Annotated in this window: 12 protein-coding genes and 1 riboswitch; of the genes, 1 reads left to right on the forward strand and 11 read right to left on the reverse strand. The window is 33.2% G+C overall.

The genetic code is table 11. The features are described 5' to 3' along the window. Positions 1-112: 112 nt before the first annotated feature. The 8 genes from thrB to ACFWM3_RS23790 all read right to left on the reverse strand — a co-directional run bounded on the left by thrB (position 113) and on the right by ACFWM3_RS23790 (position 12,215). Positions 113-1,021, reverse strand: a complete 909-nt coding sequence (thrB, locus tag ACFWM3_RS23755) for a homoserine kinase (RefSeq protein WP_390313170.1) — start codon at positions 1,019-1,021, stop codon at positions 113-115. Then, entirely contained in the window at positions 1,018-2,076 is a 1,059-nt protein-coding gene (gene thrC, locus ACFWM3_RS23760; protein WP_390313171.1) for a threonine synthase, read from the reverse strand. Before thrC ends, thrB begins: the two co-directional genes overlap by 4 nt. After that, on the reverse strand, positions 2,069-3,373 hold the full coding sequence (locus ACFWM3_RS23765) for a homoserine dehydrogenase (RefSeq protein ID WP_390313172.1): 1,305 nt from the start codon (positions 3,371-3,373) through the stop codon (positions 2,069-2,071). Before ACFWM3_RS23765 ends, thrC begins: the two co-directional genes overlap by 8 nt. A 132-nt stretch (positions 3,374-3,505) precedes the next feature. Further along, on the reverse strand, positions 3,506-4,411 hold the full coding sequence (metA, locus tag ACFWM3_RS23770) for a homoserine O-acetyltransferase MetA (protein WP_335415050.1): 906 nt from the start codon (positions 4,409-4,411) through the stop codon (positions 3,506-3,508). Between the two features lie 128 nt (positions 4,412-4,539). Continuing rightward, positions 4,540-7,917, reverse strand: a complete 3,378-nt coding sequence (gene metH / locus ACFWM3_RS23775; protein ID WP_390313173.1) for a methionine synthase — start codon at positions 7,915-7,917, stop codon at positions 4,540-4,542. Further along, the gene (locus ACFWM3_RS23780; protein ID WP_390313174.1) at positions 7,914-9,740 is read right to left on the reverse strand and encodes a bifunctional homocysteine S-methyltransferase/methylenetetrahydrofolate reductase; all 1,827 of its coding nucleotides are present in this window, start codon (positions 9,738-9,740) and stop codon (positions 7,914-7,916) included. Before ACFWM3_RS23780 ends, metH begins: the two co-directional genes overlap by 4 nt. An 81-nt stretch (positions 9,741-9,821) precedes the next feature. Next, positions 9,822-9,925, reverse strand: a riboswitch (SAM riboswitch). Positions 9,926-10,037: 112 nt separating this feature from the next. Next, positions 10,038-11,903 (reverse strand): terpene cyclase/mutase family protein, encoded by a 1,866-nt coding sequence (locus ACFWM3_RS23785; protein WP_390313176.1) that lies wholly within the window; start codon positions 11,901-11,903, stop codon positions 10,038-10,040. A 24-nt stretch (positions 11,904-11,927) separates the two neighbouring features. After that, positions 11,928-12,215: a hypothetical protein gene (locus tag ACFWM3_RS23790; protein ID WP_390313177.1), complete on the reverse strand. Its 288-nt coding sequence runs from the start codon at positions 12,213-12,215 to the stop codon at positions 11,928-11,930. A 254-nt stretch (positions 12,216-12,469) separates the two neighbouring features. Between ACFWM3_RS23790 and ACFWM3_RS23795 the strand changes: the two genes are divergently transcribed. Next, positions 12,470-12,922, forward strand: a complete 453-nt coding sequence (locus ACFWM3_RS23795; RefSeq protein ID WP_286131790.1) for a hypothetical protein — start codon at positions 12,470-12,472, stop codon at positions 12,920-12,922. A gap of 243 nt (positions 12,923-13,165) precedes the next feature. Here the strand turns inward: ACFWM3_RS23795 and ACFWM3_RS23800 are convergent, their stop codons facing one another. From ACFWM3_RS23800 to ACFWM3_RS23810, 3 genes are all read right to left on the reverse strand, one after another. Next, on the reverse strand, positions 13,166-13,441 hold the full coding sequence (locus ACFWM3_RS23800) for a DUF3892 domain-containing protein (RefSeq protein ID WP_390313191.1): 276 nt from the start codon (positions 13,439-13,441) through the stop codon (positions 13,166-13,168). Positions 13,442-13,705: 264 nt separating this feature from the next. After that, on the reverse strand, positions 13,706-14,257 hold the full coding sequence (locus tag ACFWM3_RS23805; RefSeq protein ID WP_172795455.1) for an NADPH-dependent FMN reductase: 552 nt from the start codon (positions 14,255-14,257) through the stop codon (positions 13,706-13,708). Between the two features lie 927 nt (positions 14,258-15,184). Then, entirely contained in the window at positions 15,185-15,889 is a 705-nt protein-coding gene (locus ACFWM3_RS23810; RefSeq protein ID WP_390313178.1) for an HAD family hydrolase, read from the reverse strand. Between the last annotated feature and the right edge of the window lie 66 nt (positions 15,890-15,955).

The raw sequence follows: 15,955 nt of genomic DNA on the forward strand, positions 1-15,955 counted from the left end.
GCATAACTACCGCTAATTTATGTTCAGTAGTAAATTTAGTCATAAAAAATGCACCTCCAAATGTTAGTCGTGTCTAACATTTGGGGTGCACTTCATAGTTGAGTGGTTTCTTTTAATTCGAGTGGATTGAATGTTTAACTGTTGCGCCATTGTTTTCTACTTTTATTTCACTTACATCACAATTTGGAAATAAAAGTGTAAAATAGTTGATTGCTTCAGTACAGCCTTCGATTGAAACAAATGCTAGTACTGTCGGACCGGCACCACTTAATACAAATCCATGCACATATTCAGGTAATTCGATTTGTTTTAGGGTGTCTAGTTCTTTTACAATTTTGCATCGATATGGTTCGTGAAATAGATCTCGTTTCATCATATCGCCTGCTAATGGCCAATTTTCCGTTAATAGTGCTAAAACTAATATATTACTATAGCTGCTAGATTGGATAGCATCCTTATAAGGAATCGTTGAAGGTAATATATTTCTTGCATGGACAGTTTCTAATTCGTATTTTGGAATAATTGCTACTACTGCTACTCTATTTAATTTCGAGTGTTGGATATAAGCTTTTCCATCTATAAAAGTCCCAATAACTAAGCCGCCATAAAGTGAAGCACCGACATTATCCATATGACCTTCAATTGAAGTTGCAATTCTAAGCTGTTCTTCTATAGATAATTGAAGATTACAAAGTTCATTCGCTAAAATAATGCCACCTACTATTGCTGAGGCACTACTTCCTAAACCTCTTGTTAACGGAATATTACTTTCAAGCTTTAAATGACATGTTGGCAAAGATTTATGATTTGCTTTTGCAACATCAATTGCTGTTTTTAAGATTAAATTAGTCTGATCAAGTGGAATATCTTTCAAATATTCACTAAATCCTTCACAACTATATTGATCGTGATCATATACATCAATTGTTAAGTATCGATCTAAAGCGATACCAATCGAATCAAAACCAGGTCCTACATTTGCAGTGCTTGCAGGAACTGTTATTTGGAAAAGTTTTTTCATATCGAAACCACACCTTGTAAATGTTCTAATACAATTTTTTCTTCATTCGGTAACAAAATTGGTTCAATATTACTTGTTTGAATTGCGATATCTGGATCCTTTAATCCATTACCTGTTAAAATGGCTACTACTTTTGAACCTTTTTTGATTACACCTGACTGTACTTGTTTAAATACACCGGCAATACTTGCACATGAACCTGGTTCTGCAAATACGCCTTCTTTTGATGCAATCCATTTATACGCTTGTAAGATTTCCTCATCTGAAACACTATCAATTGCACCGTTTGATTGCCCAATTGCATTTACTGCGTGCTCCCAGCTTGCCGGGTTGCCAATTCGAATAGCTGTTGCAATTGTTTCGGGATTTTCAACCTTTTTATTATTAACAATTGGTGCTGCACCTTCTGCTTGAAAACCATGCATTTTAGGTAATTGATAACCTTTTGAACGGTTGTATTCGTTAAATCCTTTCCAGTAAGCTGTAATATTCCCTGCATTTCCGACTGGAATGGCTAAAATATCTGGAGTTGCTTCCAATTGCTCACAAATTTCGAAAGCAGCTGTTTTCTGCCCTTCTATTCGATATGGATTTACGGAATTTACTAGTGTGATTGGTTCAGTCTCACTAATTTTTCTTACCATTTGTAATGCGTGATCGAAATTTCCATCAATACTAATTATATGTGCCCCATACATGACAGCCTGCGCAAGTTTACCATATGCAATTTTGCCATTAGGAATAATAACAAAACATTTCATACCAGCTCTTGCCGCATACGCTGCAGCGGCGGCAGATGTGTTACCAGTCGATGCACAAATAATTGCTGAACTTCCTGCTTCCTTTGCCTTAGCAACTGCCATTACCATCCCACGATCTTTAAATGAACCAGTTGGGTTTAGCCCTTCTAATTTAACAAATAATTCAATTCCCCACTCTTCTGATAAGCGAGGTAAAAATAGTAATGGCGTATTTCCTTCATTTAAAGTTAATTTTGGTGTTTCTTCATTTATAGGTAAGAAACTTGAATATTTTTCAATTAATCCTTTATACATCACGATCTTCACCTGCAATTCGATAATAGCTACGTACTTCATCGACTACATCAGATGTCTCTAAATTTTCAATTACCTTTTTGTATGCTGAATATGAAGCATGGTGTGTTACTAAAATAATTTCAGCAAGACCTTTATGCTTTAATGGAACTTGAATGATTTTCTCAAAGCTTATATCAGATTCTGTAAAAATTGAAGTAATTTTTGCGAACGAACCTAATTGATCTTTTACTGTAAAGCGGAAGAAAGATTTAAAACAAATCTCATGATCTTCTTTTAATTCTTTTGGATATTGTGGTAAAACAGCACTTGTACCGTTAACACCTAATCTCATATTTTTCATTACTGCAACTAAGTCTGATACGATTGCAGTTGCTGTTGGTAAACTACCTGCACCAGGTCCATAGAACATCGTTTCTCCTACAGCTTCACCATATACATAAACTGCATTAAATTCATTGCTAACAGATGCCAATGGATGATTATGTGCAATTAAAGTTGGTCCAACACTAACTTCAATTCGATTATCGTTTCTTTTCGCATAACCGATTAATTTCATTGTATAACCAAAGTATCTAGCAAAATCAATGTCTTCTGAAGATACTGAACTAATTCCACGTACTTGCACATCTTCTAGTTCAACATCCATTGAAAAACCTAATTTAGCTAAAATCGTCATTTTTCTCGCAGCATCTAAACCTTCAACATCAGATGTTGGATCTGCTTCTGCAAAGCCGAGTTCCTGAGCTTCTTTTAATACATCGTCATAGGCCTTACCTTCGTTGCTCATCTTTGTAAGAATAAAATTTGTCGTTCCATTTACAATTCCCATTAGCTTAGTTACACGGTCTGAAGCAAGACCATCTACTAAACTACGAATAATAGGAATACCACCAGCAACGCTAGCTTCATAGAATAAATCGCATTTATTTTCATTTGCTACACGGAGTAATTCAGTACCATATAAAGCCATTAAATCTTTATTAGCTGTAACTACATGTTTTTTATTTCGAAGAGCATGAAGTATGTATTGTCTAGCATCTTCAATTCCACCCATTACCTCTACAACAACATCTATATCAGCATCATCTAAAATTTCATAAGCATTTGTCGTTAATAATTCCTTCTGAATTGAAATTGATCGTTCCTTATCAGGGTCCTTAACAAGAACCTTTTTTACTTGTACAGAACAACCGATTTGATGAGCTAATCTGTCCTGATGATTTTCAACAATTTTTACAACACCACTTCCAACAGTTCCAAGTCCTAATAGTCCAATAGATATACAGTCCTTCATATGATCTCCTCCGTTAAAATTTGATATTATTTACATTATGGGAATGTTTTATGAAAATAGCAAACACTTTTTTAAATTTTCCAATTATTTTTATTTAACATTTGACGAAATTATGAAACCTAAATTTTAAAATCATAAATTGTAAGGGGTTTCTTGATAAACGTAATAATTTAACCAATTTGAGAAAAGTAGATTAGCATGGCTTCTCCAACGTACAATCGGTGGTTTTTCCGGATTATCATTTTGAAAATAGTTTTTTGGAATAGTAATTTCCGCTCCTCTTTGTACATCTCTTTCATATTCTGATTTTAAAGTATTTATACAATATTCATGATGTCCAGTTGCGAAAATTTGCTTTCCGTCCTCACTAGTAACAAGATGGACACCTGCATCTTCTGATAGACTTAAAATCTTCAATTCTCCAATTTTATCGATGTCTTCCTTCTTAACTTCAGTGTGTCTTGAATGCGGTACATAATACTCGTCATCAAAGCCACGTACTAGTTTCACAAAGCGATCCTCTACTGTATGTGGGAAAACACCAAACATTTTTTTATCTAATGTATATTTAGGAACACCGTAGTGATGATAAAGACCCGCTTGTGCACCCCAACATATATGCAATGTAGAAGTTACATTTTCTTTTGTGAAATCCATGATTTCTTTAAGCTCAGACCAATATTCGACTTCCTCAAACTCAAGTGTCTCAACTGGAGCACCAGTAATAATAAAGCCATCATATTTTGTATTTTGAATTTGTGAAATTGTTTTATAAAAGCTTGAAACATGCTCTTCTGAAACGTTTTTTGGCTTATATGATTCAGTACCGATTAAATCGATATCTACTTGTATAGGTGAATTTGCAATTAAACGTAATAATTGTGTTTCGGTTTCAATTTTAGTTGGCATTAAATTTAAAATGCCTATTTGAAGCGGTCTTATATCTTGCGACTCCGCTCGCTCTTTGGTCATATAGAAAACATTTTCTTTCGTTAGTATTTCCGTTGCAGGTAGATCTTTGTTGATAATTACAGGCATTTTTTCCACTCCTCTTTTTTCTTAGGAAAAAGGCAGTAGAATGATGCATGAACTATTTCTACTACCTATTTAACTATTTATACTAAATTTTGGTTTTATTGAATTAAATGAATAATTATTCTCTCTTTTTAAACTGAAAAATATCTTCCATCTTTATGCGAGAATACCATTGCAGTTACAGATGCTTCTGGTAGCATCATAAATCCTTCTGTTAGATTAATCCCAATTTCATTTGGATTAATTAACTTAAATAGCTTTTCTTGATCCTCAAGATTTGGACACGCAGGGTAACCAAATGAAACCCTGATTCCTTGATATCTTGCTTTAAAACGCTCAGACATTGTGAAATCTGGACGATCTGGGAATCCCCATTTTTCTCTCATTAGCATATGAGTTTTTTCAGCTAAACCTTCTGCTAATTCTAAAGCTAATGAGAATAAAACATGACTCTTTAAATACTCTCCTTCTTGTTTCAATCTTTCGGCAATATTTCTTACTCGTGGTCCCGATGTTACAGAAAAGAATCCAACATAATCCATCTCTTCACCAACAGGATTTAAAAAGTCGCTGATACAAAGATTTGGTTCTTTTCTTTGTCTCGGAAATTGGAAACGTTCAATTGGTTTTTTCGTTTCAGAGTCATAGATAATGACATCATTTCCCTCACTTTGAGCAGGGAAAAATTGATAGATTACTTGGCAATCAAAATATTCATTTCCATCTTTTAAGAATTCTTGAACTAAATCGTATAATTCTTGACCACGTTCTTGATTTTCCCATTTACCTTTAACCCCTAAATGATGTCCTATTAACATTTGGTAATTAATAAAAGGTGCCACTTGAGCTACTGGAATATTTTTTATGACCGTTTTGCTTAATGATGAAGGAACTAAGCAATCTGACTTTTGTATTGCTGATCTCTTTGTACTAACTTCAGGAACTGGCAATTCAATAATATTGTCTATTTTTTTAATTGCTTTTTTCTTTTCTTCTAATGCTTTTAATTCATCTGGATTAACAATTTTATTTGCTAAGTCTAAACCAGTCATCGCGTCATTTGAGTAAACTACTAATCCATCGTAAATGGGTTGAATACGGTTTTCGGTAAATTTTCTAGTTAATGCAGCACCACCAACTAATATTGGGGTGTCAATCCCTGCACTTTTTAAGTCACCAGCAGTAATAACCATTTGTTGAGCAGATTTTACTAATAAGCCTGATAATCCAATAATGTCTGGTTTGTTTTCACGAATCTTTGTAATTAAATCATCTGGACGAATATTAATGCCTAAATTGACAACATCAAATCCGTTATTCGTCAAAATTATATCAACTAAGTTCTTTCCTATATCATGAACATCACCTTTAACTGTTGCTAAAATGACTTTCCCTTTTCTAGAGCTTTCAGTTTTCTCCATAAATTGCTCTAAAAAGTTTACAGATGCTTTCATCACTTCGGCACTTTGTAATACTTCAGCTACGATTAATTCATTATTATTGAAAAGTCTTCCTACTTCATCCATACCAGTCATTAGTGGACCATTAATAATATTTAACGGTATGTCACCACGGTCAAGACAGGCTTGCAGATCTTCTATTAATCCTTGCTTTGAACCTTCAATGACACACGCCGCTAATCTTTCTTCAATCGGAAGCTGTTCTTTTGGTTTTTCTTCTTTCTTTACTGAATTTCTAAAATGCTCAACAAATTTATCTAAAGTTTCCTGAGACGTATGGAATAATAAATTCTCAGCAAGCTCACGTTCTTCTGCAGGAATTGAAGCGAATCGTTCAAGTTTCTCAGTATTTACAATCGCATAATCAAGACCAGCTTTTGTAGAATGATATAAGAAAACAGCATTTAACACTTCACGGCCAGCATTTGGTAATCCGAAAGAAATATTACTTAAACCTAAAATCGTTAAACACTCTGGAAATTCATCTTTAATTAATTTAATTCCATCAATTGTCGCTTTTGCAGAACCGATATATTGCGTATCACCTGTTCCAACTGGGAAAACAAGTGGATCAAAGATGATGTCTGTTGCGCGAATTTTATATTTTTCAGTTAATAGTTGATAACTTCTTTTTGCAATTTCCAATTTTCTTTCTGCTGATACAGCCATACCATCTTCATCAATCGTACCAACTACAACTGCAGCACCATATTTATGAATGAAAGGTAAAATCTTCTCAAATCGCTCTTCCCCATCTTCAAGATTAATCGAATTAATAATCGCTTTACCTTGAATATAAGTAAGTGCTAATTCAATTACATTTTCATCAGTTGAATCAATCATGATTGGAACTTTTACTTTATTAACTAATTGCTTTATGAAATTTTCCATATCTTCAACTTCATCACGATCTGGATCTGCCATACATACGTCGATGACATGGGCACCTTTTTTCACTTGAGCTCTAGCAATCTCTGAAGCTTCTTCAAATTTCCCGTCAGCTATTAAGTTTTTAAATTTACGAGATCCAATAACGTTTGTTCTTTCACCAACGAAAAGTGGTCTCATACTATCATCATAGCGTAGTGATTCTAAACCACTAACAGCATGATCCTCTCTTTTTTTAGGTTGACGAGGTGTAATTCCATTTATCGCTTCTTTCATTGCTCGAATATGTTCAGGCGTTGTTCCGCAACAACCACCTATAATATTAATCCAACCTTGTTCAGCAAAATCACGTACTTTATGCGCTAATGATTCTGGTGATTCATGATAATGGCCATCCTCATCTGGTAAGCCAGCATTTGGATAACAAGATACAAATGTCTCAGATAGTTCTGACAATGTACGAACATGATCTCTCATAAACTCAGGTCCTGTTGCACAGTTCAATCCAATTGATATAGGAGAAATATGTTCAATAGCTAAATAAAAAGCATCAATTGTTTGACCTGCTAATGTTGTCCCCATTGGTTCAATCGTTCCGGAAATCATAACTGGTAATTTTTTATTTAACTCATTAAATGCATTACTAATCCCAATACAGGCAGCTTTAACATTTCTCATATCTTGACAAGTTTCAACTAATAAAACATCTACGCCACCATTTATTAATCCAGTTGCTTGTCGATTATATGCAGTAATTAGTTCATCGAAAGTCACTCCACCTGTAACACTAATTGCTTTTGTTGTTGGCCCCATTGCACCCGCTACATATACCTCTTTACCAGATGCCACAACTGCTTGCTTTGCAATCCTTGCTGCAATTTCATTTAGTTCAATATCTAAATGCTGTAAATTATAATCGGATAAAACAATATTTGTAGCTCCAAATGTGTTCGTTTCGATAATGTCAGACCCTGCATCTATATACTCCTCATGAATTTCTTGAATAACATCTGGTCTTGTAACAACTAAATATTCATTACAACCTTCACATTCTTCTCCACCAAAGTCTTCTGCTGTTAAATCTCTTTGTTGGATCATCGTTCCCATTGCTCCATCAAGAAGTAATATTTTTTCTTTTAATGCTACGTCTAATGTTTTCATAGTTGAATCTCCTCTTTATTGCTGCTTTTAGTAAATTGAATTAAGTCCTCTGTAATTTCATACTTCAAAAATGGAGTGATAAAATAAATCCCGTTAAATTTATCCTTAACATAATCAATAAGCTCTTTTGCAATTTTTTTACCTTCATCAACTGCTCTCTCAGGTTCAACTGATGAAATTCTATTTCTTACCTCTTCAGATAAAGTAATTCCTGGAACTTCATAATGGATAAAATCAGCATTTTTCTTACTAACTAGCGGCATAATTCCAATAAAAATTGGCTGTTTAATATGACGTGTTGACTCATATAACTTATCAATCGTTTCAAAATCATATATTGGCTGCGTTAAAAAATAATCTGCTCCCGCCTCAACCTTTTTCTCAAGCCTTTTAATTGCGGCATCAAACTTTCGAACATTCGGGTTAAAAGCAGCAGCAACAGAAAACCTCGTTCCATTTCCTAAGCTTTTACCGGAATAAAGCCTACCATCGTTCATTTCCTTAATCATTCGAATAAGTTCAAGTGATGCTACATCGTAAACTGAAGTTGCACCTGGAAAATCTCCTACCCTTGCTGGATCTCCAGTAATAGCAAGAACTTCATTTAATCCTAATGTTGATAGCCCCATTAAATGAGATTGAAGTCCGATCATATTACGATCTCTACAAGTTAAATGCGTCAAGACTGGTACATCCAATCTTTGAAGTAGTGATGCCATCGCCACATTCGAAATTCTAGGTGAAGCTAATGGATTATCTGCTAGTGTAATTGCATCAGCTCCTGCGCTATGTAATGCTTTCGCTCCTTCAAAAAACTTTCTCGTTTGTAATGTTTTTGGCGGATCTAGCTCTGCAATGATCGTCGTTCTCTTTTTTGCCTTTTCTGCTAAAGTTTCATTCTTTTGCTCTTCTTGTTTCGGGATTGTAATTTTAATTGTTCTGTTTTTCACTTCTTTTTTTGTAACAGGTTGTAAAGTATCAATCTTACTTCGTAAAGCAGCGATATGCGCTGGTGTTGTACCACAGCATCCACCGATTAGTCTTACACCTTGTTCAATAAATGGTTTTGTCATATCTTCAAAATATTCTGGATTCGATTTGTATACGTATTTCCCCTCATTGTATAGAGGTAATCCTGAATTTGGAAATGCCGATAAATAACCATTCGTTGGTAATGAAACAGTATTTAATGATTCCAGCATATGAAGTGGTCCAAGATGACAATTGATTCCGACTACATCTGCACCTAAATCAATTAAATTAGGAAGAATCTTTTCAATATATTGACCACTTTGCATAACGCCAATTTCTTGTAGTGTCACTTGTGCAATGATCGGTAGATCCGTTCTTCCTCTTAATAGATTTACAGCATCATATAATTCATTTTCATCATAAAATGTTTCAAGCATGATTCCATCTACGCCTTCTTCTAGTAACGCCGAAGCTTGCTCAAGCAGCATCATCTCACGTTCTAAAGGTGTCGTAAAAGTAGAACCTACATATTTCATTCCACCTATTCCACCAATTACTAAAGCTCTACCTTTTGAAGCCGCTCTAGCATTTCTAACAGCCATTTGATTAATTTGCTTAACCAGCTTTTCCAAACCATATTGTCTCAGTTTTCCAGCATTGGCACCGTACGAATTTGTTTGGATCACTTCTGCACCAGCATCTATATATTGTTCATGTATATGAATGATTCGATCACGCTCAGTAATATTAAGTTCTTCAAAACAGCTGTGAAGTCCGCCAGAATACAAAAGCGTTCCCATTGCGCCGTCACCTAAAACAATTCCATCTTTTAACTTTTCCAATAAGCCCATACAATCACTTCCCATTTATATAAAATAAAAAAACGCCATTCCCTCAAAAAAATGAGAGAATGACGTTTAAGTACAGATCACGCCTTATCTCTCATGTTTTAAACATGCTGGATTTAGCACTTTTTAGCTTTCGCTAAAGTTGCCGGGTTTCAAAGGGCCAGTCCCTCCACCACTCTCGATAAGGATTATTTAGTTATATTCAATATAAAACAGTTTACTATATTTATATGATAAAGAAAAGACATTTATGGAAAGATTTCCAAAAATAAATTTATTTTGTTTACATAATAGTATTATTTAACTATTTTTATAGTGTGCTAGTGCTAATAGCGGATAAATTTCATTATAGCTATGGTAATGAATGTAAAACTGACCAGGTAATCCTAATCCGGTTGGATAAGTTAATGCTTTATTAGGCAATTCACTTTGAGTAGTTAAAAATTTAATCCCTTTTCTAATTACTTCATCCTCTTTATGACGGATTGAAAGTAAAGTATCGACTGCCCATGCTGTTTGACTAGGCGTACTATATTTTAAAGGAACATATTTATATTTAACAGGCGAAAGACCTGATTCTCCCCAACCTCCGTCTTTATTTTGAATACTAACTAACCATTTCTCAGCTTTTTTAATTGCCTCATGATTTTTAGGAATTCCCACGGCTCTTAAGCCAGTAATCGCTGCCCAAGTTCCATAAATATAACAAATTCCCCATCTACCATACCAACTACCATTTGATTTTTGGTTCTTTAAAAGCCAATCAACTGCCTTTTTCACAATTGGATCATCGTTTGAAATCGTCGTATAATGTCCAATAAATTCCAATATACGTCCAGTTAAATCTGCAGTAGAAGGATCGATGATAGCATCTTTTGCATTTTCAATTGGTAAAAATGTTAACCATTTATTCGTAACATTTTTTTCGAATGCTCCCCAACCACCATCGTCATTTTGAAGTCCAAGTAAAAAATGAACTCCCCTCAACCAACTTTCACTTATAGTTGGTTGTTCCAAAGAACTTCTTGCAAGCGCCCTTAAGACTGCTCCAGTATCATCATTATCTGGAATAAAAGAATTAACGTCAGAAAAGCCCCAACCGCCAGGACTTAAATTTTTAGCATGAACCTTCCAGTCACCATTCATATTTTGTTGTTTTTTGATTAAGTAGTTAATCGATTTCGAAACAATCGGATCATTTACTTGATAACCAGCTTCTTGAATTGCATATGACAATAATGCAGTATCCCAAACTTTTGATGGCGAATTTTGAATATGAAGGCCCGCTTCTGTATCGGCTGCATATGAAAGAAGTCCTTGTAGCGCATTTTGAATGACGGATGAAGTAGCTTCATAACCTAAAGCCATTAAAGCATAAATCATATAAAATGTAGAACTGCCATAACTATAAAAGGTTCCATTTGTTTCAATACGATCTAATATAAATCTTTCAGCCTTTTCATATCCTTTCTGGTGAAAATAGAGAGGATATGAAGCTAGCTTTTTACCTTCTTCAAGTAAAAATTGATAAAAACTCCCTCGCTCTTCGTAAAACCATTCTACCTCACTAGTTTCTAAAAGATAATCAATCGTTAAATCATCATCCAATTTCACTTTAAATCGCTTATTAATACAAAGAATCATAGGAACTAAATGAACTCTAGCATAATTACTTAAATCAAATAAACTTAACGGCATTTTATCTGGTAGTAAAAAATAGCTCATAGGAAAGTAAAATAATTTAGGATACTCAATTAAACCATGAGTAGCTAGAATCATCTTTAACATAAAATGTGTTTTTTTAATCCCACCGTTTTCACGAATAAATTTTTCAGCTTTTTTCATACTTGAATGTTCTTTTGTATACTTTTTTGAGATTAATAAAGCTATGTAAGCTTGTACTGTTGCATTTAAGTTTCCCTCTTTCTCATCCTCGTATAATTTCCAAGCTCCATTCGGATGTTGAAGATTGATGATACGATCAATAATCCCATCAAATATTTTTTGATTTTTGTATTCAAGATCATTCATTAATAAAATCATAAAACTATCCGTTATTAATGAACCTTCAAAACAATATTCCCAAGAACCTTCTTCATCTTGTTTCGTCCTTAGACGTTTAATCCGCTCTTCAATATTTCGTAAAACAATATTTTCGAGGTCCATTTTACCACCTCAGTTCAATTTTTTTTAAGGCTGATGGTATTTTTCCATTCTTGTTGAATGCTCAATTTCAATTTCTTCAAAATCATCAATTTCCTCTGATACTTCGATTTCTATTTTTTTACTAAAATAAACAATTGAAATAATAAATGCTAAAAGGCTAAAAGGTAAAACCATTATTTTAAATCCGAACCAAGTAAACGAATGTAAAATATGAAAATAGCTACCTAGTAACAAGCAAAAAGTAAGTAATAGCAGGTCGATCACAATTACACCGCAAAATGATTTTACTATTTTTATTAATAAAGGATTCAATTAGATCACACTCCATTATTAATCTATGATTTAAATGTGAAATAATGAATTATTCCGAGCAATTAGTACCAGATACTTGGAAAAAACAACAATTTATGGTGGGCATTTCAAGAAAATAAAAAATTTACTTTTTAAAAATAGAGTACTTTTTTCTTTAAATTATTTAAAAAGTTAAATAATCTATTAATTGTCTAATCAGAATCTATTAAAAATGAATATAGTGAAAGGATAATAGAAAAGGAGTGTTTTTTACTATGGCAGCAGAGTTTGAAGAATTCAAAGATATAAAAGAAGAAATTCAAGAGGTACTTGCAGCAGCTAATGCAGATGGTGCAATCAATTTTAATTTTATTAACATTGAAATTAAAGAAAATCGCATCCAAGTCGAACAAAGAGCTGAAGGCGGAGGACAAATTAATCGAAATGTTGGTATGAACGCAAATCAAGGCGGACAAAATGCTAGAGACAATAGCCAAACAGCAAATGATCGTTCACAATTTGCAGATGGAAATGGTAGAAGTGGTATTGCTGGAAGAGATAATGATGAATTAGGCGGACAGCAAGGAATTAAAATCAGAGACAGCAAAATCAAAAGAAGCAAAATCAGAACAGATTCCTCTCACAACGAAGGAGCAGTAACTGAAGACCAAGACGTTGAACAATTCCAATTACCAAGTTTAAATAGACTTAACAGAACAACTGAATAACCGAATTCAGGTTGCTAGATGACTCATCACATTATTTTCAAATCTTAAAGCATGGACAAGCTCTTCTAAAATTTAAATAGAACATGTCACATCTTGATTGTGAATATTGAGATTGAAATCTGATGCAATTTATGTTCACTCTCTTACATTTGACATCAATTGAAGACAAATGTGTATATCTAATATATAACCCACGAGGAATATTCCTAGTGGGTTTACTTCATTTTTATAAGCTTTTCTGTCTTAAAATTCCGGTAAATTACTTAAATTATTTTCTGCAATACCATCCGGTTCACTTCTAAGGATGTCACGACCATACTTATGGATTACATCCACATGAGCTAAATTTCCACTTTTTGCTTCTTGCAAAGCTTGAAGATAATCTAGTTCACGATTTAAACTCGTTCTGAAACCAATTAAATCACCATCTTCATTTTTACGAACAGCAACAATATGTTCCTTGTCTTGATTTACTGATTCCTCTATCATTTGTTCTTCATCACTTTGATTTCTATACATTTCATATGCTTCTTCAAATCGATCTTGAGTCACTTTTAAATCTCCTCCTTTTACCATTAGTTTTGCCATTGATGGAGGATGTATAACAATTTACTCCTAAATGAAAGGAAGAATGATATTTTTACATAAAAAATAGACTGAATTAACAGTCCATTATCCTTTTAATATAATCTCTAATTTTAATTAAAGCTGCACTAGATAAAAAAAGAATATCAGACACTTTTTTAGTGTCTGATATTCGTAACATAGTTCACTTTATAAAGACTATTGTCTCAAGGTTTTTAATGCACCACTCCAAGCAACAACTTGGTCAAGCATTGCATTTACATTATTAAGGTGTAATTCAGCTGGCTTGAAAGTAGTATAGTTTTCAAAATCGGTAAATAAGGACAGTGTAGGGTGAACACGAACATCTGCAATCATTAGCTCACCCATTATTCCTCGTAAATGTTCAGCTGCACGGGCACCACCAGTTGAACCATAACTAACGATCCCTGCTGCTTTATTATTCCAGGCTTCACGAGCTAAATCAAGTGCATTTTTTAGGGCTCCTGTTATGCTGTGATTATATTCTTGAACGATAAATACGAATCCATCCAAGCTGTTAAGTTTTTCGTTCCATGCTGCAATTCCTGGTTCAGTCCCATCAGTTGTTCCTAAAAAAGGCAATTGATAATCAGCAATATCTACAATTTCATAGTTTACATCTCCACGTTTGTCAGCAATTCCTTTAACCCATTCTCCCACTTGTGGGCTAACTCGTCCTTGTCTTGTACTACCTAAAATAATACCCACATTTAATTTTTCATTTGACATTGTTTTTTTCCTCCTATTTAACATATTAAAATTTATTTTTCCAAATTTTGTGCACCAATTCCATTCTCCTAAATAAATCCATTAGCTGTTCTTTTTCATCATTCGAGATCAATGATAATTTTTGAGAAATGGTTGGAACGTGTTTGGGAAAAATTTCGTCAAATAACGCTCTTCCTTCTTCAGTTAGTACGACATTAGAAGTCATTCTATTATTTGGGTTTGGTTATCTTTCTACAAGACCCTTCTTTTCTACCTTATCAACGAGTATATAGGTGTTTGCTTTATCGCTTGGCATAAATGTAGTTCGAACCATTTTTGAAACCCTTCAGTCTATTATGTAAAATTATCGTTTTCAAATACCTTTTTAGCTAATTTTACCATTAAATAAAGATTTCTCTATAATAAGTAAATATCCCTTTATATTCAAAAACTTTATTGATATCCCCGCTTTTTACATAAAAAAAAGCTGTATATTTGCAACATATGTTGTTCAACTATCGCATGCTATCGCTGAACAGGACTTAGTAGCTAATTAATAGATCAGCTACTATTTTCCTGTTTAAAAAGAGAAATACGTATTAATTCTGTTCAATCATTTAATTGGTTTACTAAATTTATCCATTCTTAATAAACTAAATTGCTATTTTGTTGAATAAGCATTCTGCCTTCACAATTGATTAAACTCTAAATTTTCACGACAAAAAACCAGAAAATTTTATTACAAGTTTTCTGGTTTTTTCACTTTCTACTCAATAATTACAATAATTCAATTTAAATTTCCAAATCCAATTATTCTATTTATCAAATTGCTAGATCAATTATCACACATAAGTGGCATAGTTTATCTTTTAATTCAACAACATGATTGACTATTCCAAAGAGTTGTTAATTATACTATAGTTAAATAAAATGACTGAAAAACCGCCCTTAAAGGTTTACTAAATTACCAAATAAAAGTAATTTTATTTCGACTAATGACTTAATACTCTCTATTTTATGACTATGCTCTATATCGTCATAAAACCATGAATCTCTAATAATATGAATTGCTTTCATACCTGCATCTAAAGCAGGCACAATGTCACTTCTAAGAGAGTTCCCGATCATTACGGGATTACTTAATTTTTCATTTAACTCAAGATAGGTATTTATATCTTTTTTATTAGTAATAAAAACGTTATCAAAATGTTGTACTAAGCCGGTTTCCATCACTCGCTTTGATTGTACGTCTTTTTCACCTAAAGTCAATATAGTCATACTTTCCACATCTTTGTGATTTGATAATTCTTCTATTATAAATGTGTCACTTTGAAGTGGGATATTAACTTTAAATATCGTTTTTGCTAAAGATTGTAATTGATCAATGACAATACTTGATATCTCTAAATTATTTCGTGTTGCCAATAAATCTAAAGTTGAATCCCATGCATAAGGATATCGCTCTTTACTAAAACCCATATCTTTTATTAGTTCCAGATCGATTTTATTGAAAACCTCTTTAATGTCATTTATAAATACTTTTTCATCTAGCGCTTGCTGCACTAAATTCGCACATAAATCTACATTATGCCGAAATGCGGCTTGGGTTTGAATTAATGTATCGTCTAAATCAAAAATTAAATCATATTTCATAATAATTTATCTCACTTTCTAACTAAACCATATTGTTATTAATTTACACATTTGCCTATTGTTTCG

This window comes from Gottfriedia sp. NPDC058432, assembly GCF_042721555.1.
GTDB lineage: Bacteria > Bacillota > Bacilli > Bacillales > Bacillaceae_G > Gottfriedia.

What these genes read in the sequence shown, in the direction of transcription:
- thrB (WP_390313170.1), bottom strand. Translation starts at nt 1,021, where the DNA reads ATGAAAAAACTTTTCCAAATAACAGTTCCTGCAAGCACTGCAAATGTA.
- thrC (WP_390313171.1), bottom strand. Translation starts at nt 2,076, where the DNA reads ATGTATAAAGGATTAATTGAAAAATATTCAAGTTTCTTACCTATAAAT.
- ACFWM3_RS23765 (WP_390313172.1), bottom strand. Translation starts at nt 3,373, where the DNA reads ATGAAGGACTGTATATCTATTGGACTATTAGGACTTGGAACTGTTGGA.
- metA (WP_335415050.1), bottom strand. Translation starts at nt 4,411, where the DNA reads ATGCCTGTAATTATCAACAAAGATCTACCTGCAACGGAAATACTAACG.
- metH (WP_390313173.1), bottom strand. Translation starts at nt 7,917, where the DNA reads ATGAAAACATTAGACGTAGCATTAAAAGAAAAAATATTACTTCTTGAT.
- ACFWM3_RS23780 (WP_390313174.1), bottom strand. Translation starts at nt 9,740, where the DNA reads ATGGGCTTATTGGAAAAGTTAAAAGATGGAATTGTTTTAGGTGACGGC.
- ACFWM3_RS23785 (WP_390313176.1), bottom strand. Translation starts at nt 11,903, where the DNA reads ATGGACCTCGAAAATATTGTTTTACGAAATATTGAAGAGCGGATTAAA.
- ACFWM3_RS23795 (WP_286131790.1), top strand. Translation starts at nt 12,470, where the DNA reads ATGGCAGCAGAGTTTGAAGAATTCAAAGATATAAAAGAAGAAATTCAA.
- ACFWM3_RS23800 (WP_390313191.1), bottom strand. Translation starts at nt 13,441, where the DNA reads ATGTATAGAAATCAAAGTGATGAAGAACAAATGATAGAGGAATCAGTA.
- ACFWM3_RS23805 (WP_172795455.1), bottom strand. Translation starts at nt 14,257, where the DNA reads ATGTCAAATGAAAAATTAAATGTGGGTATTATTTTAGGTAGTACAAGA.
- ACFWM3_RS23810 (WP_390313178.1), bottom strand. Translation starts at nt 15,889, where the DNA reads ATGAAATATGATTTAATTTTTGATTTAGACGATACATTAATTCAAACC.